The sequence below is a fragment of the Acinetobacter sp. YH12205 genome, assembly GCF_013418125.1.
GTDB lineage: Bacteria > Pseudomonadota > Gammaproteobacteria > Pseudomonadales > Moraxellaceae > Acinetobacter > Acinetobacter towneri.
On sequence record NZ_VPCQ01000007.1, the window covers coordinates 124,908 to 148,793 of the forward strand.

Sequence of the window (23,886 nt, forward strand, 5' to 3'; positions counted from 1 at the left end):
TGGTTTTTCGTTGTAGTCATATTGAAATTACAAATGAATTGTTTACAATATTGCTAAAATTTAAATCTATTTCCTTCTATTAAAAATTATGAGAAAAACTGAAGTCTATCAAGTACGCTTGGACTCTCAAGAGAAAAAACAAGCCTTTGCTGTGTTTAAACAGTTGGGGATTACGCCTGCGCAAGCGGTACGTTTGTTTTTTAAGCAAGTCGTGCTGACTAAATCAATTCCCTTTTCAATTGAAAATCAGAATATTAATCTGGAACAATTGATTAAGTTACGCAAATTAAAACAAGAGCAAAAAGCAACGCTAGTGGATGCAACCCCAAGCAATGAAGCATCTGTAACTGGCAATAATAGTGTTGAAGATTTTGAACTGGATGATGAACATCTAGACTTGTTTGATGAACTCAATGCAATTTTGGGTGAAACTGACAAAAATTAACAGTGTTGCATTTTTAAACAATTCTTTAAAAATTTACTTTAAAAACTTAGCTATGCTTCATGCAAGGACAATAAAAAAGCATGGAGTATCGTAATGATTGTAAGACGTGCCACTTTAGAAGACTTAGACCAGCTTGCTGTATTGTTCGATGAGTATCGTCAGTTTTATGGTGCATCCTCGAATTTAAGCCTTTCAGCAGCATTCTTAAAACAGCGTTTTGAAAATCAGGAAAGTGTGATTTTCATTCATATCAAAGATCAAAAAATCACTGGATTTGTATTACTTTATTTAGGCTTTTCTTCGGTTGCCTGCTCGACCTACTATATTTTAGATGACGTTTATGTCACCCCTGTTTTTAGACGACAAGGTTCGGCCAAACAGCTCATTGATACTGCAATTTTATTTGCACGACATGAAAATGCGCTACGGATTAGCCTTGAAACACAGAAAAGTAATTACCAATCCCACCAATTGTATGAAAAGATGGGTTTTGTCAAAGATGATGAATTTCAAACCTATCACTGCTTTTTAAAATAGTCATCTGATCTGACGATTGCAGAGTTAGACAATGGATTTAAATTTAACCTAGCCCAAGCCATTGCTCATAAGCTATTGATGAAAGCTCAGCTAAACTCATGTTATTCCATACGGCTTTTTGCCAACTCGACATGTTCAGGGCTTAAATACATCCATTCACCCACATCTAAAGCCAAATCAGTCAAGTTTAATGCACCAACTTGCTGACGATGTAATTGTTCTACTTTATTGCCCACTGCTGCCAGCATACGTTTAACTTGGTGATAAACACCTTGATGAATGGTCATCTGCAATTCATGTTCAGCAAGCTGTTGTACCTCTGTTGCAGCAAATGTCCCTGATTCATTGCGCAATGCGACACCCTGCTCAAGTTGCTGGATTTGTGTTGCATTAATCGGGTCTGCGGTGTGCATAGCATACACTTTTGCCACATGCTTTTTAGGATGGGTCAATGCTTGTAAAAACTGTCCATCATCCGTCAGCAATAACAGCCCTGTGGTGTCCTGATCTAAGCGTCCAACACACTGCAAACCACGATTCAGCAATACATCATCAAACAAGTCAAACACACTAAAATGATGGGTCGCCTGATGCGAACACTCATAGCCTTGTGGTTTATGTAAGGCGATATAGACCTTTTCACGATATTGATAATTTTCCCCATACACCGAAAATTGCAAAACCGTTTCAGGCGCAATTTTTATCGCGAATTTAGGATTGGTCTGGGTTTCGCCCATAATGGTGACTGCACCATTTTTAATGAGTTGTTGGCAATGTTTACGTGATCCAAAGCCTTGTGATTGCAACATTTTTTCCAACAACATGATGAGCGACCTAATGATAAAAAGTATAAATATATTTGCTGCTATTCTAAACCAAATACACCGTAAATTCTGAACACATTGCGTACCTTGCCCGCTTGTAGTTCAAAACAGTTACAATAACTGCACTTTTCCAATTTATTTCCCCTTTTATGGATCACCATGCTCTCTCAATTAGACCTTAACCTGATGGTGCTGATCGTTCTACTCGCATGCGGTATTTTTAGCCAAAATACGGCTGTGACCATTGCCGCAGCAGTACTGATTGTTTTTAGAATTACGCCGCTAAGTGAATTTTTCCCACTATTGCAGCAGCATGGCTTAAATCTGGGCATTATCATTCTCACCATTGGCGTACTGACACCCATTGCCAGTGGCAAACTTCCAGGCGAAGCAATTCTAAAATCTTTCCTGAGTTGGAAATCTTTACTTGCGATTGCAATTGGTGTTTTTGTGGCATGGTTAGGCGGGCGTGGTGTCAAGCTCATGACCAATCAGCCTGATGTGGTCGCAGGCTTATTGATTGGTACAGTCGCAGGTGTTGCTGTGCTACGTGGCGTGCCTGTGGGACCACTGATTGCAGCAGGAATTCTCACCTTGTTTATTGGCTATTCTTAACATAGATTTAGGGACGCTTGGTTTAGATGGTTTTGCTTGAATTCATCGTCTTGTATCAACCAATTTCAATAAAAACCATCCAAATCTAAGCCACTTTGCGAAACAAGATAGATGTTAATATCATTCCCATTGCAGATAAAACGGCCATTAAAATACCAACCCAAAGCCATGTTCCTGTGGCAGATACGATAGCTGCGACCACAGGCGGCAATAAAAATTGTGAAATTGCCGAGCACTGCAACACCAAACCTACGGTGGTACTAATCGCAATCGGTTGTGGTGCAAAATTAAGTACTTGCGCAAATACCACAGCTGCGACTAAACCACCAAATAAAGAGAAATGGATGACCAATAAAAACTGCACAATGAATGGTAAAACATCACGCAAAATATAAAAACTCAGTGCGCATAGCATCAATACCGCAAAACCCATTTGCATCAACACTTGCGCTCTCAGCCCACGCTGTAATAACAACCCACATACAAATGTACCCACCGCATTTGCCATTGCAACCATAGCTGTGAGCACACCTGCGGTTTGTAAAGATATTTGATATTGCTGATAAATGGTCGGCAAAAAACCCACCAAACTGAACCACTGCCCTGCATAAACACCAAAAACCAAAGCCAATATCCATGCGGGTGGATGGCTCAAAGTGCTTTTAATCAGTTCAAAGATGGCAATGGCTTGCGTGCTGATCTGCACACTTGGTACGGCTTTATAAATGATGATTGCGAGCGCAAAGGATAACAATCCCAAACACATCCACATGCCTTGCCAATCCAAGATGGGCAGTAAAAACGGCGTACTTAGTAAACCAATACCCATCCCACCGCCCATATAGGCACTCCACAGCCCCATTTTGGCAGGCAACTGCTCCACTGCAACCAGTTGACGAATAAATGCAGGGCCGCTGAGTGTAATCAGTAAAAAGCCAAAACCTTCAATTACACGCAGACTTAATAGTGCGGAAAAGCTATGTACAAAACCACCAACAAAACTTGCACCTGCCAATAAAGACAAACCCAAAAGTACACAGCGTTTTAAGCCAATTTTTGCGGTATAACTGCCTAGCAACAACGCCAAAGACATGCCCGCAGCTTGTACCAAAGACAGCAAAAAACCTGCCTGAACCAAACTAATTCCGAGTTCAGCTTGTAGGATGGGTACAGTCGGTGGCAACTTGCCAATATGCATTGCTGCCATAAAACCCGCAGCAACAATCCACAAATCCTTTGTCAGCCAACGTACCGAACTCACTGCGCTCTCCCTTAATTTTCGCAAGGCAAGCTTAGCAAGAACATCTCACTGTTTTTAGTGGAGATTTAGATGAGCTTAGTGTTTTTAGCGATAAATTAGCATTCTCTTTACGATGCTGATCGTACGATTTTTAACTTGAATAATACTGCGTGCGTTTTTGGGAAAATTTCTCTAATTGCTTCAAAAAGCCTTCAAAATAGCACTTTTCTTTTTCTTCGCTACGATAACCCGCATACAAGGTACGGCGTAATCCTCCCGCAGCAACGCAGTCTAAACGACGTGAAGTTACCCAGCCTTTTTGCTCATATTCATTCACCACCCAATCTGGCAATGCGCCAATCCCTCGCCCACTCGCCACCAGTTGAATCAACATTTGGGTTAAATCTGTAGTACGAATAGCTTTTGGCTGAATATTGGCTGGAATGAATAGCTTAGACATAATATCTAAACGGTGTTTATCGACAGGATAGGTAATCAGGGTTTCTTCTGCCAACTCCTGTACGGTAATGCGCTCGGCACGTACTAAAGGATGAGTATTTGACAACACCAAACGCGATTCATATTCAAAAATTGGAAAATATTCGATACCTTTTAAGGCAATCGGGTCTGCGGTAATCAATAAATCAAATTCTGCGTTTTGCAATAATTCATGCGGATTGGCTTCAAAACCTGAAGCAAAATCTAAATCTACATCAGGGTATTGCTGACGATATTGATTCAGCAGCGGCATCAACCAGTCAAAGCAACTATGACATTCCGAAGAAAAAATAATTCGCCCCGTTTGACCATGCACAATGCGGGTAATATCAGTTTGGGTGATTTGAATTTGTGGCAGGACATCATCCGCCAGTTTCAATAAACGCTGTCCGACATTGGAAAATGTCACAGGGCGACTACGACGGTTCACCACTTCTACGCCATACCAATGATCTAGTTCTTTGAGTTGATGAGAAATGGCAGATGGCGTCAGACATAAATCATTGGCGGCAGCAACCAAAGAACCATGTTCACGCAGGGCTGATAGCGTTTTTAAGTGGCGAATTTCAAGCATTGCTTGTTCCTAGTTTTTCAAGTTATTGACTGCATGTTTAGACCTAGGTCGCATTTTTATTTTGCAAAATAAGAAACAAAGCCAAACATGATTCAATTTAATAATGAATTAATTTAATCTTAGCATGTAAATAATGAGTTTTCTTCATCTTAGTTTTTATTCGATGATATTTACTACGAAATCAATACAATTCCATAAAAATAATATGGCTTTCAGCAAGCATGTTTTAGGCTTCCAACGTGCAGAGCCAAACTAGAATTGAAATTCTTAACCCAAGCCTCGCTTACTCCGACAACTTCTCTCCACAATGTGGGCAGTATTTATAAGGCTCCTGTTCTAAACGCAGCTCTTCTTCACGACGCTCACGAATTAACTGCAATAAAATATCTTGGGTTTGCTCAGTGGTTAAACCGACTTGTTTGCGTAAATCTTCAATTTTTTCTTGATCATTTAACAGATCAATCTCACTATTTTGCAATAGCTCTCTAAATTTCAACCCTAAATGCTGCTTACGTTGTTCAAGTTCGTTGGCTAAACCTGTGGCTAAAATACCTGCAGGCAATGCTGCCAAGCCGACACCCAATACCGTAATTAACGCACCTAAAATTCTGCCCCAAGGGGTAATTGGTGTGACATCGCCATAACCGACTGTGGTTAAAGTCACCACTGCCCACCACATCGAAGCGGGAATTGAGCTAAAGGCTTCAGGCTGTGCCTTGCTTTCCACCACATACACACCTGCGGCAGACATCACAATCATAATAGAGAGAATAAAAATGACTGCCTGAAATGATCCTTTTTCCCGTTCGATCACTCTTAATAAAATTTGCAATGATACAAAGTAACGTGTCAGTTTTAACAAACGCAGCAAACGTAAAATTCTTAGGAACCGTAAATCTAGATGCACAAAGAAGTTAATATAAGCAGGTAGAATCGCCAACAAATCTATAATTGCCCCACCGCTGGTAAGCCATTTTACACGCTGTTTCCACGGCGAAATAAACGGGTCTTTTTCGGCAATACTCCAAATCCGCAGCAAATATTCAAGCGTAAACACTGCGATGGAAAAGTTTTCAAAATGGTCAAAAAATACCTGATAGGCAAGATAGACATCATTCACCGACTCTAAAATAACCGCACTGGCATTGCCTAAAATCAGTAAAATTAAAAAATAGTTAATGCAACGACTAAACCATGTTTCATAGTCATCGTCGTGTAAGTTGTTATAGACAAATTTTCGAAATGTGTACCACGGTGTAAATGCCATACCGAATATTATATTTTAAGGCTTACAGTGATGGCAGTTTAACCGAAGTTTTTCTCAAAACGATAGTATTTTATGTGACGTTAAGCGGGCATTTTTAATGCAGAATTGCAGTATAAGTCATCATTATCCAAATGACTAAACTACTGAATAAACAGCAATGCTAAACGCACCTGATCATAGCCCATGCGTGGACTAGTCGCTTCAACAATCGGGCGCAGTTTAATTGCGCCATCATCGCTGAAGTGCTCTGCATTTTGACGCTTCATTAATCGCTTATAAATTTTACGGACCTCTTCCACCACTTCTTCACCTGGATGTGCCACTGAAATATCCAGATTTTGTTCTTTTTGCAAACGTGCCAAATGGTTGATAATAGTTGCAGGAGTTAAACCTCGCTCTACTGCAATATCCTGAATATCATAACCTTCTTCAAATAAAGCGCGGGTTTCATCTAACGTGGCAGTCGCATAATTGGTTTTTCCACCTTTGGCAATTTTCTTTTCATTGCGCAAAATTTCGGTTTCGTTCAACGTGCCACCACAGTGACGAATAAATGCATTATGTTGTGGTGTTAAATCCATCAGCTCATAGTGCGTTTCAGCTTCTTCAGACAATTCCTGAAAACGGCGGTCAGCCTTAATCGCTAAACTGTCGAGTTCCAAAGCTTGGCTATTAAATCCCAATAAACGCAAACCGCTTAACGATTTTAATCGTGACAACGCCACATAACCCTGCCCTTTTTCAAAAGTATGGCTAAGATTGATTTCTGCCGCTTCTAAGGTCATACCTTGTGATTTGTGGATGGTAATTGCCCATGCCAAACGCAGCGGAATTTGCTGGAAACTGGCAATGGTTTTGCCTGCATCATTATCCACCGACCAAGTTTCAGGCTCGACCAGTAATACTGTGCCATCGGTCAATTTTACTTTAGGCAAAATACCGTGATCGTCATCTTCTTCAAAGCCAATCACTTCGCCCAAACTGCCGTTGATATAGCCCATATCGAAGTTGTTTTTAACAAACATCACTTTGGCATGTTTTTTTAGATTTAAAATTTCAGGCGCACGTACGGATGATTTCAGCGTTTCAATCAACTTTTCATTGCCATCACACACGGCATCAAACTGCTTGCTCTCAGTTTCAATTTCATTCAGATGCTTAAAGTTGATATTGTCCACGTCCATATTGTGCGTATATAAACGTGTGAAAGTGTCGCCAATATCTTGATGGCGGGTGTGCTCCAAAGCCTGAATATGTTGATGATCAATACTTTGTGCACGAATTGCATTGAGAATGTCATTTAAATAATCGTCGCCCTGACGGTGCTGCTCAGTTAAATAACAGACTCGAAATTTAGCTTCGACCCACGCCTCTGACATAAAACAGAACTTGTCACGATTGCGCTCATCGTTTTTTCCTACAGGCGGTAACTGGAAAAAATCTCCTGCAACAATCACCTGAATGCCGCCAAAGGCTTCATCACTGTCTTTAAAATATTTTAAAACCTGATTGACTAAATTCAGTTGCTTGGCATGCAACATCGAAATTTCATCAATAATCAACACTTGCGCATTTTCTAAATGTTCTTTGAGATATTTGCGCTCTTTCATATTTTTTAGGTCGGCATCGGACAAAAAGTCTTTAATACCAATACCTGCCCACGTGTGAATGGTCATGCCATTCATATGCGTTGCAGCAATACCTGTAGATGCTGTAATGGCTACAGGTACTTTTCGTGCTTTTAAATAATTGATGTATTGATTCAGGGTATAGGTTTTACCCGCACCAGCAGAGCCTGTTAAAAAGACATTTTCGCCTGCTTTTAAAAGTTTAAGTGCAGTTTCCTGTTTCATAAGACCTATACCATTGCTGAACGGCTATAGCCTAACGAGTTTTTGCCTAAAAGTTAAGGCTCAAGTCTGCGAATACGACAACTGTTGTCTTATGCTTTAGCTGGCAATTGTGGATTCAGCCATGCAATAAACTGCTCTGCAATGGTCACCAGTAACTGTTCCGCTTTTTGATTATTCGGATATTCCAACTGATCAAATTCAAGTTGCCCCTGCCGAAAATGACAGCCCAGAGTCAATTGCTGCGCATAATGTGGCGATGCCATGTGAAAAGCCACATATTGCCCTTCACTCATTAGCTTGGCATAGCTAAGTGCCAAACAGTGTTTAAAGTTTTTCGATTCTTCAATAATACGGTCTAAATCGGTCAGTTCTTCAAAACACCAACCTGAAAAGTACAATATTTGCTGCGGGCTTTTCGCCTGCCATGTGCTACACGGAATTTCTTTTTTCAGTTTGGCAAATAGCTCTGCTTTATACACTTGTTGATGCCAACGCACCGCCTGATGAAACAGCCCCAACCAACTCAGACTTTTAGGAATATGCGTATGCGCTGCAAAATATTCCAGTAAATAGTCACGCACATAACTGTCAAACACTGAAACTCGCGTATGCTGCGCCCGTAAATAAAAACGCTGCCTAAAATCATCGGGTTGAAGCTGATAACGCTGCAATACCGTATAAAAGTCACGCTGCTGCTGACTCTCGGGCTGAATATAATCCAACAAAGCGGGTGGTAAATCCTGTGTGATTTGCTGTAAATACAACATATAACTTTGCATGACACGACTCAAACGTCTAAATACATGTTTCACCAAATACTCATCTTGCTGCGCCACTGTTTTTAGCAAACTCATCCATTCATCCAAATACAAAATGGAAGGACTAATCGCAACGCGTGGATCATCTACAGATTGTTTTTCACCATGTGGCATTAGGCTGACATTATGTGCATGCGCAAACCACGCCTGCTGTGTCGCATACACATTACAGCTTTGAATAAACATACGCGCCGCAGAATATTGAAAATATTGCAAAGTTGCCAAAATAATCCGTGGATGTGCCTGACTACAATCGACAAAACTGAGCGCTGTCACTGCGACCCGCACACTGGTGTGCTGCATATTTAAACTGAGCCAATCCAACACTTGTGCAGACTGTTTAAACAGCCAGTTCACCGCTCGTGGATAATCAAATAACGGCAGTTTGGCAACCTTCTTTTGCCAAATTAAAGGACAGGATTTTAAGAAATGCGGTTTTGCCAATGCATCGGAACGCTGCCACACTTCTCGGTGCATTAAACGGGCAAAACCCAGTAAATGACCATGTTCTTCGGCATGCCGATACAACAACTGAATATCATCCTGATGGTCAATTAAATCTTGTAAATTAAAACGCTCAGGAAAGGACACCGCCAAAATACGATACATGGCTTTAGGCAAAAACTGTGCTGCACTAAAACAAAAATCATCATAACTGTGCATTAAGGCTTGCACAGGCAAAAAGGTATCACCCTCAATAAATTCTAAAGCACACAATGCAGATAAAGCAGTCAAAGTTTCCTCTGGAATGACCGCACCATGCTGTACAGCACCTGTAAAAACAGCGTGTTGGGCATAATCAGACTGAATCAAGGCTTGATCTAAAATCTGAGCCTGTACACCATCTAAATGCAGCAGCAACTGTTGAACACGTGCAGCACCATCCACCCACATATAGGCTTGCTGCATAATCAGATGTCGTAATTGCTGCGCCTGATTACGCAAAAATAAGGAGTGTTGTGGCTTTAAATCGCCCGTGTGAAACTGTAAATCATGCAGAAAAAAATCTTCAAACGCTTCTTGATGCAGCCCCGCAAACTCAAACTGCGTCTGAATTAAACTAGGGTTAGATTTAGGCGGATAAAATTCAAGGCTAAATAGACCGTTTAGCAATTCAACCCGATGCTGCAAAGGATCGATCCGAAACAAATTTTGTGCTGTAAAATGTCCAACCAAATCCATTTGATCTTGATAGATTTCTGCGGCCACACTGGAAATACGAACCAATTGCTGTGCAACGGCATGCAACTGGCTATGCTGGCAAATTGGCTGCATATACGCTCCTCATGCTTAAGTGCGGTCTATCTAAGTGTCATCTTATTTTTATTTGATTGCACCGACTAGACCCATCACGTGATACATCCCTATTTTTTGTTTTTTATTTCCATCTGCAAAAAGTGGACAATTCTTCAATCGAGCTTAAGCCACTTATTAATTGAATTACACCTGAAATTTATGTGAACGGTATCTACACCTTAAAATTAGAGATACAAAAACACTATAAACAAGATTTAAGCCCTTGCCTATAGCCTGCGCACAACTTCAGAAAAAATAAAAACCCATTAAAAAACAAATAAATTTCAATTGATTAGTTTGCATTATTTACTCAGAAAATAGGGTTGGTGTTTGGTAGGTAGGATTTCACCACAAAGCATTGAATACTCAAATCACGGTTCAACACCGCGATAACAACACATTATTCCAATACCCAATGCAAGAAGGAATCTGAGCATGGCTTTTAAAAATATTGCAGATCAAACCAACGGTTTTTATATTCCTTGTGTGTCTCTCTTCGGCCCTGGTTGTGCCAAAGAAATTGGCGTAAGAGCGCAAAATTTAGGTGCTAAAAAAGCCCTGATTGTGACAGATGAAGGACTGTTTAAATTTGGCGTAGCCGATACCATTGCAGGCTATCTCACCGAAGCAGGCGTTGCTAGCCATATCTTTGCAGGTGCTGAGCCAAACCCAACCGACATTAACGTACATAAAGGTGTCGATGCCTACAATGCCAATCAATGCGACTTTATTGTGTCTTTAGGTGGCGGTTCTTCACACGACTGTGCCAAAGGCATTGGCTTAGTTACCGCAGGTGGTGGGCATATTCGTGATTATGAAGGCATTGATAAAAGTACCGTGCCAATGACTCCACTAATTGCCATTAACACCACAGCAGGTACAGCATCGGAAATGACCCGTTTCTGTATCATTACCAATACCGACACGCACGTTAAAATGGCAATTGTCGATTGGCGCTGCACACCACTCATCGCCATTGATGATCCAAAACTCATGATTGCCAAACCTGCAGGTTTAACCGCAGCAACAGGCATGGATGCCTTAACCCATGCTGTAGAAGCCTACGTTTCAACTGCAGCCAATCCTATTACCGATGCCTGCGCTGAAAAAGCTATTCGTATGATTAGCCAGTGGCTTAGCCCTGCCGTGGCAAATGGTGAAAATATTGAAGCACGTGATGCCATGAGCTATGCGCAATATTTGGCTGGTATGGCATTTAATAATGCCTCATTGGGTTATGTGCATGCCATGGCGCATCAACTCGGTGGTTTCTACAACTTGCCGCACGGCGTCTGTAATGCAATTTTACTGCCGCATGTTTGCGAATTTAACCTGATTGCCTGCCCTGAGCGTTATGCAGATATTGCAGAATTGATGGGAGTCAATACTGACGGATTAACCACCACAGAAGCCGCCTATGCCGCAATTGATGCAATTCGTGAATTATCTAGCTCAATTGGTATTCCAACAGGTTTAGCAGAGTTAGGCGTGAAAGAAGATGACTTGGCGATTATGGCTGAAAATGCACAAAAAGATGCCTGCATGCTCACCAACCCACGTAAAGCCAATCATGCACAAGTGGTCGAAATTTTTAAAGCCGCGATGTAATTTGAATCTCCTGCTGAGTGAATCACGATTTGCTCAGCATCTCCCATCCTTTTTTCAATTTTCGTCTGTTGCTGTTTTATTTTTATCCTTCCCTTTGGCAGAACCATCTCAGATGCGTTCTGCTTTTTTTGCTGTTCAGAACAAAATGAACTCGCAGCATAAAACTAAAGCGATTTAGATGCAGAGGGTTTGCATAATTCAATTTGACAAATGCGCACAGCTCATCAAGGATATAGTCAAAATAAAATGGATGACGAACACCTTATGCTGTTAAGTAAAAAACAAAAAACAACACCAAGCTATCAACCCGATATTTTGGGTGCCGATTACCAACAAATGACGCTGGATTTTCCTTCGGATTATGAAGGCAAAGTGATTGCTACCTTGGTACGCAAAAAAGCCGAACAGGAAACCCGTAAAGCCGTACTTTATATTCATGGTTTTATTGACTATTTTTTTCAAACAGAAATGGCAGACCAGTTTAATCAGCATGGTTATGACTTTTATGCCCTAGATTTACGTAAATATGGGCGTTCGCATTTGTCACATCAAAATTGGTACAATGTGCGCAGCTTGTCTGAATATGATGCAGAAATTTCCGCTGCACTTGAGCAAATTGCCACAGAAGAACATGACTCAGTAATTTTGGCAGGACATTCAACAGGTGGATTAATCACCACGTTATATGTGGCACATCATCCCAATCATCCACTGATTCGTGGTTTATGGTGCAACAGCCCTTTTTATGATTTCAATATGAGCGAGATTGAGAAAAAATTCGGCATTCCTCGTTTAAGCCAATTGGGCAAATTGCTGCCAGAAATGAAATTTCCAAGCCGCCTTAATCCATTTTATGTACCAAGTCTACACAAACAATATCATGGTGAATGGTTATTTAATTTGGAATGGAAGAAACCGCGTTATCCAAAAGTGCGATTAAGTTTTGTTCGTGCAATTCATGAAGCGCAAAAAGAAATTCATGCCAGTGTGCATTTGGGTGTACCCACCTTAATTATGCATGCGAGTCAAAGTAGTTATCCACGCCAATGGAATGAGATTGCGCAACGCACTGACGTAATTTTAAATGTTGCAGATATGCAAAAATATGGGCATCACATGCATGGCGATATTCAGCTTTGCCAAATTGAAGATGGCGTGCATGATTTGGTGCTTTCTGCGCCAGAAGTCCGCGCGGAAGTGTATCAGTCCTTGTTTGACTGGTTAAACCGCAAAGGGCTGTAAAAACTAAAAAAAACAGTAAGACTAAAGGACAGTGAAATGAAAGCCTAAAGACTTGATTCGTCATTTAGGCTTTGTATTTTAATAAAATTTGATGTGCAGGATGATGCTTTGGCATCAGTTCAATTAAACGCTCTACCGCATCAATCGCTTCAGGGCTATGCGCCAAATGTTTCAGCAATACATCGGTATCTTGTGCATTAAAAATGGCATCACTCAGGCGTGATTCTAAACAATCTCGCCATGCGCATAAAAATGGACTTTCAGTTTTCGCCAAAAATACCCCTGCACACGTTTGCAAGGCAGACTGCACATAACCTGCATCTAAAGCCTGCTCAGCTTGTAAAAAATCGGCTTCAATATGCGCCAAAACTCGGTAAGGACGCGAGCCGAGCATCCCCCCTAAAATATCGCGTAATTGCGACATTTCAGCTTTTAGCGTTCCCATGCTGACTTTACGCTCACCATATAGTGCTTGGTGTAAAGTGTCTAAACTCATGCCTTGTGGGCAAAGTGCCAAAATCACCAATATTTCAATTTGACGCGGTGTCATCACCACCACTTTGCCATTAAATAACACCTGTGGCACACGAAACGCGCGAATATAAAGCTGCTGTTTTTGCTGTTCCAGCAACGCATTTTGAATTAAAGAAGCACAGCGCTCTGCTGCCAACAAACCCAAACTGTTATGATTTTTCCAAGTGGTCGATAAATCAATCACGCCCAACACTTGTTTGGAATGTGGGTCTAAAATTGGTGCGGCATAACAAACCCAGTCATGTAACGATGACATATAATGTTCACTGGAAAACACACAACTGGCTTGCTGAGTTTTGAGTGACAAAGCCAAAGCATTGGTACCCACCAACTCTTCACGCCACTGTCCACCCTCTACAAAATGTACTCGTTCCGCCACATTACGCATTTGAGCGCTCGCTGCCGTCCAAATAATCGTACTGCCCACATCGCCCACGGCTGCCACCATGTCGGACTGCTGCGCGATATGTTTTAAATCTTCTGCGCAATTTTGCACAGCTCTCTGTAAAGCCGAACCGCCTTGCGGATGCGATAAACTGGAATTTAACGGAGCAGCCTGCCGATCTACAGGAATTTCTGCAATTTCAGAGCGTTGCCAAGAATTTAAAATACTCTGCTGAATTTGCTGCGCATGCAGCGGCGATAAACTACTGCTTTGTCTAAACCGTTCAATATGCAGTTTTTTTTCCAATAGATCTTGTTTTTTCATCATGACTGATTCTCACAATCCTGTGGGCATTACATCCATTGTACTGCTTACTTTTGTAAGGATTTGTTCGCTGCTTGTAAACCTGCAACTTTCCAACCTTTTTCCAACCTTATATTGGTATGCTAATCAAATAACGTACTAAAGTACCTTATACCTTAGCCGTAAATTTAACCTGATTTTAGACACAGGATTGTGATAAAAGGTAAAGATGACGGCAGATTATAAAAAACCATCAAAGGAAGAGAATTATGCGTTACGTAGATCCCAATCAACCCGGTTCAAAAGTTCAATTTAAAGCACAATACGAAAACTTTATTGGTGGCGAGTGGGTCGCCCCTGTAAAAGGCGAATACTTTGAAAATATCTCTCCTGTAGATGGCAAAGTATTTACCAAAGTCCCACGCTCATCGGCAGAAGACATTGAACTGGCTTTAGATGCAGCCCATAAAGCCAAAGCACAATGGAACAGCTCATCTCCAACCACACGCTCCAACATTCTGCTTAAAATTGCAGATCGTTTAGAACAAAATCTAGAATTATTGGCAGTGGCAGAAACATGGGATAATGGTAAGCCTGTTCGGGAAACATTGGCTGCCGACATTCCATTGGCGATTGACCATTTCCGTTATTTTGCAGGCTGTATTCGTGCCCAAGAAGGCGGAATTTCTGAAATTGATGAAGATACCATTGCCTATCACTTTCATGAGCCGTTGGGCGTTGTGGGGCAAATTATTCCATGGAACTTCCCAATTTTAATGGCAACATGGAAACTTGCACCTGCTTTGGCTGCGGGTAACTGTATTGTACTTAAACCTGCGGAGCAAACCCCTGCTAGTATTTTAGTTTTGGTCGAACTGATTCAAGATTTATTGCCAGCAGGCGTATTAAACGTAGTCAATGGTTACGGTGTAGAAGTGGGTCGCCCATTGGCAACCAATCCACGTATTGCCAAAATTGCATTCACAGGTTCAACCCAGGTCGGTCAATTGATCATGCAATACGCCACTGAAAACATCATTCCAGTGACTTTAGAGCTTGGTGGTAAATCTCCAAATATTTTCTTTGAAGATATTATGGCGCAAGATGACGACTACTTAGACAAAGCACTCGAAGGCTTTGCTATGTTTGCGCTGAATCAGGGTGAAATTTGTACTTGTCCATCACGTGCGCTCGTACAGGAAAGTATTGCTGACCGTTTCCTTGAAAAAGCCATTGAACGTGTTAAACGTATTAAAACAGGTCACCCGCTTGATACTGAAACTATGATTGGTGCGCAGGCATCGCAAGAACAACAAAACAAAATCTTGGGTTGTATTGCGACAGGTCGTGCCGAAGGTGCGCAAGTTTTAACAGGTGGCGGTGAACGTCATGAAGTTGGCAGTGGTTTCTATATTGAGCCGACAATTTTCAAAGGCACCAATGACATGAAAATTTTCCAAGAAGAAATTTTCGGCCCAGTGCTTTCTGTGACTACATTTAAAGACTTTGATGAAGCCATTAAAATTGCCAATGACACCATTTACGGTTTAGGTGCAGGTGTTTGGTCACGTTCTGCGCACACTTCTTACCGTGCAGGCCGTGCTATTCAGGCGGGTCGCGTTTGGACGAACTGTTACCACATCTACCCTGCGCATGCCGCTTTCGGTGGTTATAAAAAATCAGGTATTGGCCGTGAAAACCACAAGATGATGTTAGAACATTATCAACAAACCAAGAACTTGTTGGTGAGCTACTCAACTAAACCTGCGGGCTTCTTCTAAGCTTTGTTAAATTTTAAAAGCTAAAGCTCCTATATAAAAATGCGAACTTCGGTTCGCATTTTTTTATATTTGGGATGTACAGATGGACAAAAAGAAAAACAGAAAAAGCCATTTATCTACATAGATTTACAAGTCATAGACCTAAAATTACTAACATCAAAGTCATGTAGATGAAATCACAGACATAAAAAAAGCACCATTTAAAAAATGATGCTTTTTGATCAAATTACAACTGCTTATTTTTTTGCAGCTACAGATGCTTCAGTAGTGATGTTAACAGTAATTTTATCACCCACGTTTGGTACATAGCTTGCAATACCAAATGCAGAACGGTTGAATGAAGTTGTTGCATTAAAGCCAACAGTCGCCGCCTGAGTCATTGGGTGTGGACCTTGTTTGTTCAATACTGCGTCAAGTACCACTGGCTTAGTAACACCTTTAACGGTTAAATCACCTGTGATTTTAAAGTTTTTCTTGTCTTGAGTTTCAACTTTTGTACTTTTAAAAGTAATGGTTGGATATTTTGCTGCATCAAACCAATCTGCTGCCATTAAGTGCTCATCTAAAGCTTTTACGTTGGTGTTGATGCTACTTAATGGAATCGTCACATTCACAGATGAGTTAGCAGGTTTTTTCTCATCAATGTTGATAGTACCTTGAATGTCTGAGAAGTTACCTGATGGCGTAGAAAAACCGAAGTGATCCCAAGTAAATACAGTAGCAGTATGCGTTGGGTCAATTTGATAAGCCACTGGTTTAGCCATTGTCATTGTTGCTGCAGACGCGATAGCCAAACCTAAAGCAATTGATTTCATGTTCATATTGTTCATCTCTAAAAGTGTTGATACGTTTCAATGAGGTTTAGTTTATAGATTTTTGCTGCAAATACAGGATTAAAGATAAAACAGTATGTTGCATGACTGAAACGATAAATTTGTAAAAATATGCATGCGCGTTTTACATCGCTGTTGCAGGGCTGCGATATTGAATAAAACCTGTTCTTTTTGCGACACGATCATACAACTGCCGTGCCTGTAAATTATCTTCATGAGTCAGCCAATATACCCGATCACATTCACGCTGTTGCGCTGTTTGATTCACCTGCTGAATAAGCTGCTGAGCAATTCCCATCCCTCTGTACTCAGGCAAGGTATATAAATCTTGCAAATAGGCATAAGGTTTAAGCGTCCAACAACTGTCATGTTCAATTACATGCACAATTGCCACAACTTGAGTTTGATATACGGCAGCAAAACTATAAATATGCGTACTGTGTGGATTAATTAGTTTTGACCACGTATTTTGCGTAACCTCATCACTTAATTGCACCTGATAAAATTGCTGATAACCCTGCCAAAGTGGTTGCCATTGCTCAAATTGGATTTCACTTAACGCTACAATGTCGATGTGCTTAAATTGACGATCTAATATAGTTGTCTGCAAGCTTTGATGTTGCCTGATTATTTTTGCATCGAATCATTTTACTAATTATGCACAATTCATATTATGCTTAGGCTATTTTATACACTATTTTTCAGCAATAAAAAAGCTTTACCCTACGCATAGAATAAAGCTGTTTTTGACGATACACCTTTTAATGCACCGTATTCATCGCAATAGATTAAAGCTTCTCAATCAAAATACGATCAACCTGCTTTAAGCCTGATTGCTTTTCATGGTTCTTACGGCGAATTTTGATTTGCTGATCTTCAGCCAAATCCTGTAACAACAACTCTACCGCCACCATAGCTTCAAGTGGTAAATCTTGTCCAATCCACTTTTGCTCACCCGCATCCATTAAAGTGACTTCATCATTAATTTGCTCGTACAAACTCATTTCTCATCTCACTCAATTACACAGAGGTTTATTCACAAACCTGACTTACACTGACAAAATTTGTTGGATCATCACATCGAATACCAAACAAATATGCAAAAATAAAAGACGTCCCTTTGCAGGAACGCCTTTAAAAACACTGGATTAAAAAATTAAGCTGTTAATTCTTTTACTGCAGCAACAACCGCTTCAGTGGTAATGCCAAAGTACTGATACAAGTCTTTTGCAGGTGCAGATTCACCATAAGTTGTCATACCAATAACTTTACCGTCTAAGCCGACAAACTTCCACCAGTAGTCTACATGCGCTGCTTCAACCGCAACACGTGCACGAATATGTGATGGCAATACCGCTTCACGATATGCTGCATCTTGCTTCACAAATTCTTCTGCACACGGCATAGACACAACACGTACACCTTCAAGCTGCGCGTATGCTTCCATTGCCAAGCCCACTTCTGAACCTGTTGCAATAATAATGGCTTTCAATTCACCTTTTTCTTCAGCCAAGACATAACCACCTTTTGCCACGTTCTCAATTTGCGCTTGAGTACGAGTTTGGAATGGCAAGTTTTGACGTGAGAAAATTAAAGCAGTTGGACCTTCGCTGCGTACTAATGCAGATTTCCAAGAAATAGCCGCTTCAACGGTATCTGCAGGACGCCATGTATTTAAGTTTGGCGTACCACGTAAAGATGCAATTTGTTCAATCGGTTGGTGTGTTGGACCATCTTCACCCAAACCAATCGAGTCGTGGGTATACACATGAATCACACGTTGCTTCATTAATGCAGACATACGCACGGCATTACGCGCATATTCCATAAACATTAAGAATGTTGCAACGTAAGGAATGAAACCACCGTGAAGTGCTACACCATTTGCAATAGCAGTCATACCAAACTCACGTACGCCATAATGCACGTAGTTCCCTGCTGCATTGTCCTGAACGCCTTGGCAACCCTTCCAAAGGGTTAAGTTTGAACCTGCCAAGTCTGCAGAACCACCCAATAATTCAGGCAATAATGGGCCAAATGCTTGCAAAGTATTTTGGCTGGCTTTACGCGTTGCAATAGTTTCAGCTTTAGCATTGGTTTCAACAATAAACGCATCTGCCTGCGCGATGAATTCTGCAGGTAGTTCACCGCTTAAACGGCGTTTAAGTTCTGCAGCTTCCGTTGGATATTTTGCTGCATAGGCATCAAAAGTTGTATTCCATGCTGCTTCTGCTTCTGCACCTTTCGCTTTAGCATCCCAAGCGGCATATACATCTTCAGGAATAACAAATGCTTCATCTGTCCAGCCTAATGCTTGACGCGTCAAAGCGATTTCATCATGGCCTAATGGCGCACCGTGACAGTCTTCTTTACCTTGTTTGTTTGGCGAACCTAAACCAATAACAGTTTTACAAATAATAATAGTCGGTTTTTGCGTTTCAGCTTTTGCTTCAACCGTTGCAGCACGAATTGCATCGGCATCGTGACCATCAACTTTTAAGACTTGCCAGCCGTAAGATAAGAAACGTTGTTCGGTATCGTCAGAGAACCAGCCTTCTACTTCACCATCAATAGAAATGCCGTTGTCATCATAATAAACAACCAGCTTGCCTAAACCTAAAGTACCTGCCAATGAACATGCTTCGTGTGAAACACCTTCCATTAAGCAACCATCACCCAAGAAACAGTAAGTGAAATGGTCTACAACCTGAATATCTTCTTTATTAAATTGTGCAGCCAGTGTTTTTTCTGCTAAAGCAAAACCAACAGCATTGGCAATCCCCTGACCGAGTGGACCAGTGGTGGTTTCAATCCCTGGTGCATAACCCAATTCTGGGTGGCCAGGTGTTTTAGAGTGTAACTGACGGAACGCTTTTAAATCTTCGATTGAAAGATCATAACCTGTTAAATGCAACAACGCATATTGCAACATTGAACCATGACCATTAGACAATACAAAACGGTCGCGGTTTGCCCATTGTGGATTGGTTGGGTTGTGATTCAAAAATTCACGCCACACCACATCGGCAATATCTGCCATCCCCATCGGTGCACCTGGATGTCCTGAATTTGCTTTTTGCACAGCATCCATTGCCAATACACGAATTGCGTTTGCAATACGACGTTCGTTAAGCGGGGTCGTCATAGGTCAGAGTCCACAAAAAATCGTTAAATAGAAGAAGATGAATAGAATTCAAAACAGCCGCTATTCTCTCAAAAAAACGCCTGAGGGGTAAAGCCTATGCAACAATATTTCCGCATTAATTCCCATTCAGGGTATTTTTCGTGCAAATTCAAAGACGTTTTCACGTTTATAACAACAAGAAAATAGCTAATTGCCGTGTTAAGCTCTATTCTTGGCAAAATTCTAAAGTATAGATATTTCAATTTATAGACGCAGGATGGAATTGTGATGTCGCTCTTGCAGCAACTCCAATCAAATGCCTAGCAACAAGTTAAAACACAACAGTATTCTGTAGAAATAATAGACAGATTTTAACACATCTTGAATTTTATTCACTTTTCACACAATAAATTGAATCACAGCCATCGTCCAAAATTTTAAAACAGCTTTTGAAAATGCAGCTTGATGCAGATAAAGTCAATTCAAAGTCTTTAAATTACCCATCTACAATATTGTTTTTAAAAATGATTCACCACTTAAAAACAAGGTGCTCCTTAGTTTAAAATTATGACAGCATACTTTAGCCAACATGAATATTTTTGAGTCACAATATAGTCATACCGATACTTTATCTATTTTTTAGCTAAAGATATGCGATAAAAAGTCATTGAATTGAAATAAATTCAGCCAATTTAGTCGTAATGCGCTAGTCCTAAAGTCTAACTCGATGTAACATATTGCGTCTTTTGAATTTAACTGTGATAGGACTTATGCGCGAGTACGCTGTATTTACCTCGGAATCTGTAAGCGAAGGCCATCCAGATAAAATGGCTGACCAAATCAGTGATGCCATTTTGGATGCAATCTTAAAAGAAGACCCTTATGCGCGGGTTGCTTGTGAAACGCTTGTAAAAACGGGTGCGGTTGTACTGGCAGGTGAAATCACAACAACTGCAAATGTCGATTTTGAAGCCGTTGTTCGTCAAACCGTAAATGGCATTGGTTACCATCATTCTGACTTAGGTTTTGATGGTTCAACCTGTGCGGTCATTAACATGATTGGTAAACAATCACCTGAAATTGCACAAGGTGTAGACCGTCAAAAGCCTGAAGATCAAGGCGCAGGTGACCAAGGTTTGATGTTTGGTTACGCCAGCCGTGAAACTGATGTATTAATGCCTGCCCCAATTTCTTACGCACACCGCTTAATGGAAAAGCAAGCTGAATTACGTCGCAGTGGTGCTTTGCCGTGGTTACGCCCAGATGCAAAAAGTCAGGTGACTTTTGCTTATGAAAATGGTGTGCCTGTACGTTTGGACGCGGTGGTGTTATCTACTCAGCATGATCCTGAAATTTCTCAAATTCAGCTTAAAGAAGCGGTAATTGAAGAAATTGTGAAAAAAGTGATTCCTGCAGAAATGTTCCATGCAGACACCAAATTCCACATCAACCCAACAGGTATGTTTGTGATTGGCGGTCCTGTAGGTGACTGCGGCTTAACAGGTCGTAAAATCATTGTCGATACTTACGGCGGCATGGCGCGTCATGGTGGTGGTGCATTCTCTGGTAAAGACCCATCTAAAGTTGACCGTTCTGCTGCTTACGCAGGCCGTTATGTTGCCAAAAATATTGTGGCAGCTGGCTTGGCAGACAAATGTGAAATTCAGGTGTCTTATGCTATTGGTGTTGCAGAGCCAACATCAATTTCAATCAACACCTTCAACACTGCAAAAGTGGCAGATGAGTTGATTATTGCTTTAGTACGTGAACACTTCGATTTACGTCCATACGGCATTACCAACATGTTGAACCTGTTACAACCGATGTATAAGCAAACTGCAGCCTATGGTCACTTTGGTCGTCAAGGTTCTGACACTGCATTTACATGGGAAAAAACCGACAAAGTTGAGGCGTTAAAAGCTTCTGCAGGTCTGTAATGTAAAACTTTTCAGTTTTATCAAGCTCACTTCGGTGGGCTTTTTTATGCCTAAAATTTAGCTGTCAAACCACAATATACAAAATACAAATATGTTATAGTGAATCATTCCTGAGATTTTTTAAATACTCATCTAAGATAATGATGTAGGAGTTTATTATGGCGGTTATTCTTCAAGTCGATTTCCCTTCTGAAGGCCCATTTGGCGAAAGCATGAGCCAAGCGTACCGTGAACTTGCAGAAAGCATTAACCTAGAAACTGGCATGCTTTGGAAAATTTGGACTGAGAACGGTCAAACACAGGAAGCAGGTGGAATCTATCTGTTTGATCATGCGGCCAATGCTGAACGCTATTTAAAAATGCACACTGCACGTTTAGAAAGTTTTGGCGTGAAGGATATTCGTGGCAAGATTTTTGAGGTGAATGCTGCACTGTCTGCAATCAACCAAGCTGACTTCTTAAGTCGCTAATCTTTTTAAATTGCTCATCCATATTGAAGAATAAAATGGTGAGTCTCTTCAATATTGAAAAAACAGTTGAATAAAATCCTGAGCCATTTAATGATTCAGGATTTTTTGAAATCTTGTATAGACGAAATAAGCGTTAAGCTTAGATGCAGCACTTATTGCGTACGAATCACCTCAAGCACCGATTGTTGCACGGGCACTTCTTGATGATCTTGCAAATAAACATGCACGACTTTAAACACAACGGCTGCTGCCAAGCATGCCAAAATACAGAATAACCAGAAACCATAAGGACTACGAATATTGTGTGAACCACAAGTACCACATTCTTTTTCTGATGATTCCACCACCCGATTGCAACATGCGCAACGATACTGATGATACAGCATAGGTATTCTCCTACTTCACTGTAATTCTTGTTTTTATTGTTACACCATCTACCCTGATGCAGTGTAATTTTGTTTAAGCAACTGTGACACTTTGTAGCTTACACCCTTTGGATGATTGAGCAGACACAATCGCTTGTAAATTAGAATGTCAAAGTTCGGCTATTCGCGCAAATCGTATTTTTGAATAAACAGTCACTTTATCCATCTAAAATAGGTATGTCGTGGTAAAATTCTACATGTTCGATCATCTAAAACTTAGGTTCAAACTTAGCTTTCAGTACATATTTTTTTATTACACGGAGTAAGTTAAAGTGGTACAACTCATTAAAAAAGGCGGCTTGCGTGAACGTGCCAACCGTAGCCGTAAATATCAAGGTTCGGAAAATACCGAAGCAACTTTGCGATCAAACCGTACTTATCAACCCAATCATTTAGATAAAACTGAAAACACGACTAAAACCGAAATTCCGAATAAAAAATCGTCAAACTTGGCTTTTGACGACATCAAAGCGTCTGATTAATTGACATTAAAACTTATGTTTTAAAACATACGTAGTGCATCTAACCACAACCACACAGCAAACAATAAAAATAATCCGCCCGAGACCATATCAATATAACTGCCTGAACGCTGATATAACTTTTTCATTTTTGGTGTCGAAAGTAGCAACATAAATAATGTAAATGTCACAAAAGTTTGGATTGGAATAATCACTGCCAATTGGGCTTTTAAAGATGCACTTGCCGATGAACTCAGCGCCAAAGCAAATACGCTGCTAAAATAAATTAAGGTTTTCGGATTAGATAAATTGGTGAATAGCCCCAATAAAAAGTAGTTTTTTGCGGCTGGAATTTGCACTTGAGTATCATCAAACTGTTTGCGCTGCTGCCAACTATGCCAACCGCCCGACAACATGCCCCATCCCATTTTGGCAAGAAATAAACCGCCAATCAGCATTAAGACTTGCTGAATCCAAGGAAATTGCTGCACCAAAACCGTAAAACCTAATAAGGTCAGCACCACCCACACCACAATCCCTGATGAAATACCCGCAATAATCTGCAAGGTATTACGGCGGGTATTGCTGGCTGCACTTTTGGCAATTAATAAAACATCTGGTCCTGGACTAAGCTGTGCCACAAAATGCAGCGCACAAATGGTGAATAACAAAGACATAAATACATCAGGAGAATTGAAAATCCGATTATACCTTGTGCGGTAGGAGAATAAATAAGGCTTTAAATGCACACCTCAATGTTTAAACACTCACGTGCATATTCACCAAAAAATACCCATAAAAAAACCGAATCAGCAC

General features: G+C 40.8%; 22 protein-coding genes. 9 read left to right on the forward strand and 13 right to left on the reverse strand.

Annotated elements, in window-relative coordinates; translation table 11 throughout:
- The first annotated feature begins 88 nt into the window (after window positions 1-88).
- Complete coding sequence (locus tag FTU92_RS10875; protein WP_004976848.1) at window positions 89-445, forward strand: type II toxin-antitoxin system RelB/DinJ family antitoxin; 357 nt, start codon at window positions 89-91, stop codon at window positions 443-445.
- 93 nt (window positions 446-538) lie between these two features.
- Complete coding sequence (locus tag FTU92_RS10880; protein WP_004976850.1) at window positions 539-982, forward strand: GNAT family N-acetyltransferase; 444 nt, start codon at window positions 539-541, stop codon at window positions 980-982.
- A gap of 101 nt (window positions 983-1,083) precedes the next feature.
- Here the strand turns inward: FTU92_RS10880 and FTU92_RS10885 are convergent, their stop codons facing one another.
- Window positions 1,084-1,806 (reverse strand): pseudouridine synthase, encoded by a 723-nt coding sequence (locus FTU92_RS10885; RefSeq protein ID WP_131261624.1) that lies wholly within the window; start codon window positions 1,804-1,806, stop codon window positions 1,084-1,086.
- Window positions 1,807-1,965: 159 nt separating this feature from the next.
- Here FTU92_RS10885 and FTU92_RS10890 point away from each other — a divergent pair, with 159 nt between their 5' ends.
- Window positions 1,966-2,421, forward strand: coding sequence for a DUF441 domain-containing protein (locus tag FTU92_RS10890; protein WP_004976854.1), 456 nt, complete (start codon window positions 1,966-1,968; stop codon window positions 2,419-2,421).
- A gap of 85 nt (window positions 2,422-2,506) precedes the next feature.
- Here the strand turns inward: FTU92_RS10890 and FTU92_RS10895 are convergent, their stop codons facing one another.
- The 5 genes from FTU92_RS10895 to FTU92_RS10915 form a co-directional block, all read right to left on the reverse strand.
- Window positions 2,507-3,682, reverse strand: coding sequence for an MFS transporter (locus tag FTU92_RS10895; RefSeq protein WP_180096250.1), 1,176 nt, complete (start codon window positions 3,680-3,682; stop codon window positions 2,507-2,509).
- A gap of 130 nt (window positions 3,683-3,812) precedes the next feature.
- Window positions 3,813-4,733, reverse strand: a complete 921-nt coding sequence (locus FTU92_RS10900) for a LysR family transcriptional regulator (RefSeq protein ID WP_131261626.1) — start codon at window positions 4,731-4,733, stop codon at window positions 3,813-3,815.
- Between the two features lie 283 nt (window positions 4,734-5,016).
- Window positions 5,017-6,000, reverse strand: a complete 984-nt coding sequence (locus FTU92_RS10905) for an ion transporter (protein WP_096901190.1) — start codon at window positions 5,998-6,000, stop codon at window positions 5,017-5,019.
- 140 nt (window positions 6,001-6,140) lie between these two features.
- Window positions 6,141-7,853 (reverse strand): AAA family ATPase, encoded by a 1,713-nt coding sequence (locus tag FTU92_RS10910; protein ID WP_180050215.1) that lies wholly within the window; start codon window positions 7,851-7,853, stop codon window positions 6,141-6,143.
- 89 nt (window positions 7,854-7,942) lie between these two features.
- The gene (locus FTU92_RS10915; protein WP_131261628.1) at window positions 7,943-9,946 is read right to left on the reverse strand and encodes a hypothetical protein; all 2,004 of its coding nucleotides are present in this window, start codon (window positions 9,944-9,946) and stop codon (window positions 7,943-7,945) included.
- A 456-nt stretch (window positions 9,947-10,402) separates the two neighbouring features.
- Between FTU92_RS10915 and FTU92_RS10920 the strand changes: the two genes are divergently transcribed.
- Together FTU92_RS10920 and FTU92_RS10925 are read left to right on the forward strand one after the other, a co-directional pair.
- A complete protein-coding gene (locus FTU92_RS10920) occupies window positions 10,403-11,575 on the forward strand; it encodes an iron-containing alcohol dehydrogenase (RefSeq protein WP_004976867.1) in 1,173 nt (390 codons plus the stop codon).
- Window positions 11,576-11,821: 246 nt separating this feature from the next.
- The gene (locus FTU92_RS10925) at window positions 11,822-12,817 is read left to right on the forward strand and encodes an alpha/beta hydrolase (protein WP_179990127.1); all 996 of its coding nucleotides are present in this window, start codon (window positions 11,822-11,824) and stop codon (window positions 12,815-12,817) included.
- A 64-nt stretch (window positions 12,818-12,881) separates the two neighbouring features.
- On the opposite strand, the gene FTU92_RS10930 is transcribed toward FTU92_RS10925, so the two are convergent.
- Window positions 12,882-14,063, reverse strand: a complete 1,182-nt coding sequence (locus FTU92_RS10930; RefSeq protein ID WP_004976871.1) for a hypothetical protein — start codon at window positions 14,061-14,063, stop codon at window positions 12,882-12,884.
- 245 nt (window positions 14,064-14,308) lie between these two features.
- On the opposite strand from FTU92_RS10930, the gene FTU92_RS10935 reads away from it, so the two are divergent.
- Complete coding sequence (locus tag FTU92_RS10935; RefSeq protein WP_004976873.1) at window positions 14,309-15,820, forward strand: aldehyde dehydrogenase family protein; 1,512 nt, start codon at window positions 14,309-14,311, stop codon at window positions 15,818-15,820.
- Between the two features lie 236 nt (window positions 15,821-16,056).
- Here the strand turns inward: FTU92_RS10935 and FTU92_RS10940 are convergent, their stop codons facing one another.
- The 4 genes from FTU92_RS10940 to tkt all read right to left on the reverse strand — a co-directional run bounded on the left by FTU92_RS10940 (window position 16,057) and on the right by tkt (window position 19,798).
- Entirely contained in the window at window positions 16,057-16,641 is a 585-nt protein-coding gene (locus FTU92_RS10940) for a YceI family protein (protein ID WP_004976875.1), read from the reverse strand.
- 136 nt (window positions 16,642-16,777) lie between these two features.
- Window positions 16,778-17,263 carry a GNAT family N-acetyltransferase gene (locus FTU92_RS10945; RefSeq protein WP_218944566.1) on the reverse strand — a complete coding sequence of 162 codons (486 nt, stop codon included), beginning with the start codon at window positions 17,261-17,263 and terminating at the stop codon, window positions 16,778-16,780.
- A 178-nt stretch (window positions 17,264-17,441) separates the two neighbouring features.
- Window positions 17,442-17,657: a hypothetical protein gene (locus FTU92_RS10950; protein ID WP_004976879.1), complete on the reverse strand. Its 216-nt coding sequence runs from the start codon at window positions 17,655-17,657 to the stop codon at window positions 17,442-17,444.
- A gap of 152 nt (window positions 17,658-17,809) precedes the next feature.
- The gene (tkt, locus tag FTU92_RS10955) at window positions 17,810-19,798 is read right to left on the reverse strand and encodes a transketolase (protein WP_179997015.1); all 1,989 of its coding nucleotides are present in this window, start codon (window positions 19,796-19,798) and stop codon (window positions 17,810-17,812) included.
- 749 nt (window positions 19,799-20,547) lie between these two features.
- Here tkt and metK point away from each other — a divergent pair.
- Complete coding sequence (gene metK / locus FTU92_RS10960; RefSeq protein WP_004976883.1) at window positions 20,548-21,714, forward strand: methionine adenosyltransferase; 1,167 nt, start codon at window positions 20,548-20,550, stop codon at window positions 21,712-21,714.
- A 158-nt stretch (window positions 21,715-21,872) separates the two neighbouring features.
- A complete protein-coding gene (locus tag FTU92_RS10965) occupies window positions 21,873-22,184 on the forward strand; it encodes a monooxygenase (RefSeq protein WP_096901196.1) in 312 nt (103 codons plus the stop codon).
- A gap of 152 nt (window positions 22,185-22,336) precedes the next feature.
- Here the strand turns inward: FTU92_RS10965 and FTU92_RS10970 are convergent, their stop codons facing one another.
- A complete protein-coding gene (locus FTU92_RS10970; protein WP_372238839.1) occupies window positions 22,337-22,567 on the reverse strand; it encodes a hypothetical protein in 231 nt (76 codons plus the stop codon).
- Between the two features lie 314 nt (window positions 22,568-22,881).
- Here FTU92_RS10970 and FTU92_RS10975 point away from each other — a divergent pair, with 314 nt between their 5' ends.
- Window positions 22,882-23,091, forward strand: coding sequence for a hypothetical protein (locus FTU92_RS10975; protein WP_004976887.1), 210 nt, complete (start codon window positions 22,882-22,884; stop codon window positions 23,089-23,091).
- 20 nt (window positions 23,092-23,111) lie between these two features.
- Here FTU92_RS10975 and FTU92_RS10980 read toward each other — a convergent pair whose 3' ends face one another.
- Entirely contained in the window at window positions 23,112-23,747 is a 636-nt protein-coding gene (locus FTU92_RS10980; protein WP_096901197.1) for a LysE family transporter, read from the reverse strand.
- Window positions 23,748-23,886 lie beyond the last annotated feature (139 nt).

What these genes read in the sequence shown, in the direction of transcription:
- FTU92_RS10875 (WP_004976848.1), top strand. Translation starts at nt 89, where the DNA reads ATGAGAAAAACTGAAGTCTATCAAGTACGCTTGGACTCTCAAGAGAAA.
- FTU92_RS10880 (WP_004976850.1), top strand. Translation starts at nt 539, where the DNA reads ATGATTGTAAGACGTGCCACTTTAGAAGACTTAGACCAGCTTGCTGTA.
- FTU92_RS10885 (WP_131261624.1), bottom strand. Translation starts at nt 1,806, where the DNA reads ATGTTGTTGGAAAAAATGTTGCAATCACAAGGCTTTGGATCACGTAAA.
- FTU92_RS10890 (WP_004976854.1), top strand. Translation starts at nt 1,966, where the DNA reads ATGCTCTCTCAATTAGACCTTAACCTGATGGTGCTGATCGTTCTACTC.
- FTU92_RS10900 (WP_131261626.1), bottom strand. Translation starts at nt 4,733, where the DNA reads ATGCTTGAAATTCGCCACTTAAAAACGCTATCAGCCCTGCGTGAACAT.
- FTU92_RS10905 (WP_096901190.1), bottom strand. Translation starts at nt 6,000, where the DNA reads ATGGCATTTACACCGTGGTACACATTTCGAAAATTTGTCTATAACAAC.
- FTU92_RS10910 (WP_180050215.1), bottom strand. Translation starts at nt 7,853, where the DNA reads ATGAAACAGGAAACTGCACTTAAACTTTTAAAAGCAGGCGAAAATGTC.
- FTU92_RS10915 (WP_131261628.1), bottom strand. Translation starts at nt 9,946, where the DNA reads ATGCAGCCAATTTGCCAGCATAGCCAGTTGCATGCCGTTGCACAGCAA.
- FTU92_RS10920 (WP_004976867.1), top strand. Translation starts at nt 10,403, where the DNA reads ATGGCTTTTAAAAATATTGCAGATCAAACCAACGGTTTTTATATTCCT.
- FTU92_RS10925 (WP_179990127.1), top strand. Translation starts at nt 11,822, where the DNA reads ATGGATGACGAACACCTTATGCTGTTAAGTAAAAAACAAAAAACAACA.
- FTU92_RS10930 (WP_004976871.1), bottom strand. Translation starts at nt 14,063, where the DNA reads ATGATGAAAAAACAAGATCTATTGGAAAAAAAACTGCATATTGAACGG.
- FTU92_RS10935 (WP_004976873.1), top strand. Translation starts at nt 14,309, where the DNA reads ATGCGTTACGTAGATCCCAATCAACCCGGTTCAAAAGTTCAATTTAAA.
- FTU92_RS10940 (WP_004976875.1), bottom strand. Translation starts at nt 16,641, where the DNA reads ATGAACATGAAATCAATTGCTTTAGGTTTGGCTATCGCGTCTGCAGCA.
- FTU92_RS10950 (WP_004976879.1), bottom strand. Translation starts at nt 17,657, where the DNA reads ATGAGTTTGTACGAGCAAATTAATGATGAAGTCACTTTAATGGATGCG.
- tkt (WP_179997015.1), bottom strand. Translation starts at nt 19,798, where the DNA reads ATGACGACCCCGCTTAACGAACGTCGTATTGCAAACGCAATTCGTGTA.
- metK (WP_004976883.1), top strand. Translation starts at nt 20,548, where the DNA reads ATGCGCGAGTACGCTGTATTTACCTCGGAATCTGTAAGCGAAGGCCAT.
- FTU92_RS10965 (WP_096901196.1), top strand. Translation starts at nt 21,873, where the DNA reads ATGGCGGTTATTCTTCAAGTCGATTTCCCTTCTGAAGGCCCATTTGGC.
- FTU92_RS10980 (WP_096901197.1), bottom strand. Translation starts at nt 23,747, where the DNA reads ATGTCTTTGTTATTCACCATTTGTGCGCTGCATTTTGTGGCACAGCTT.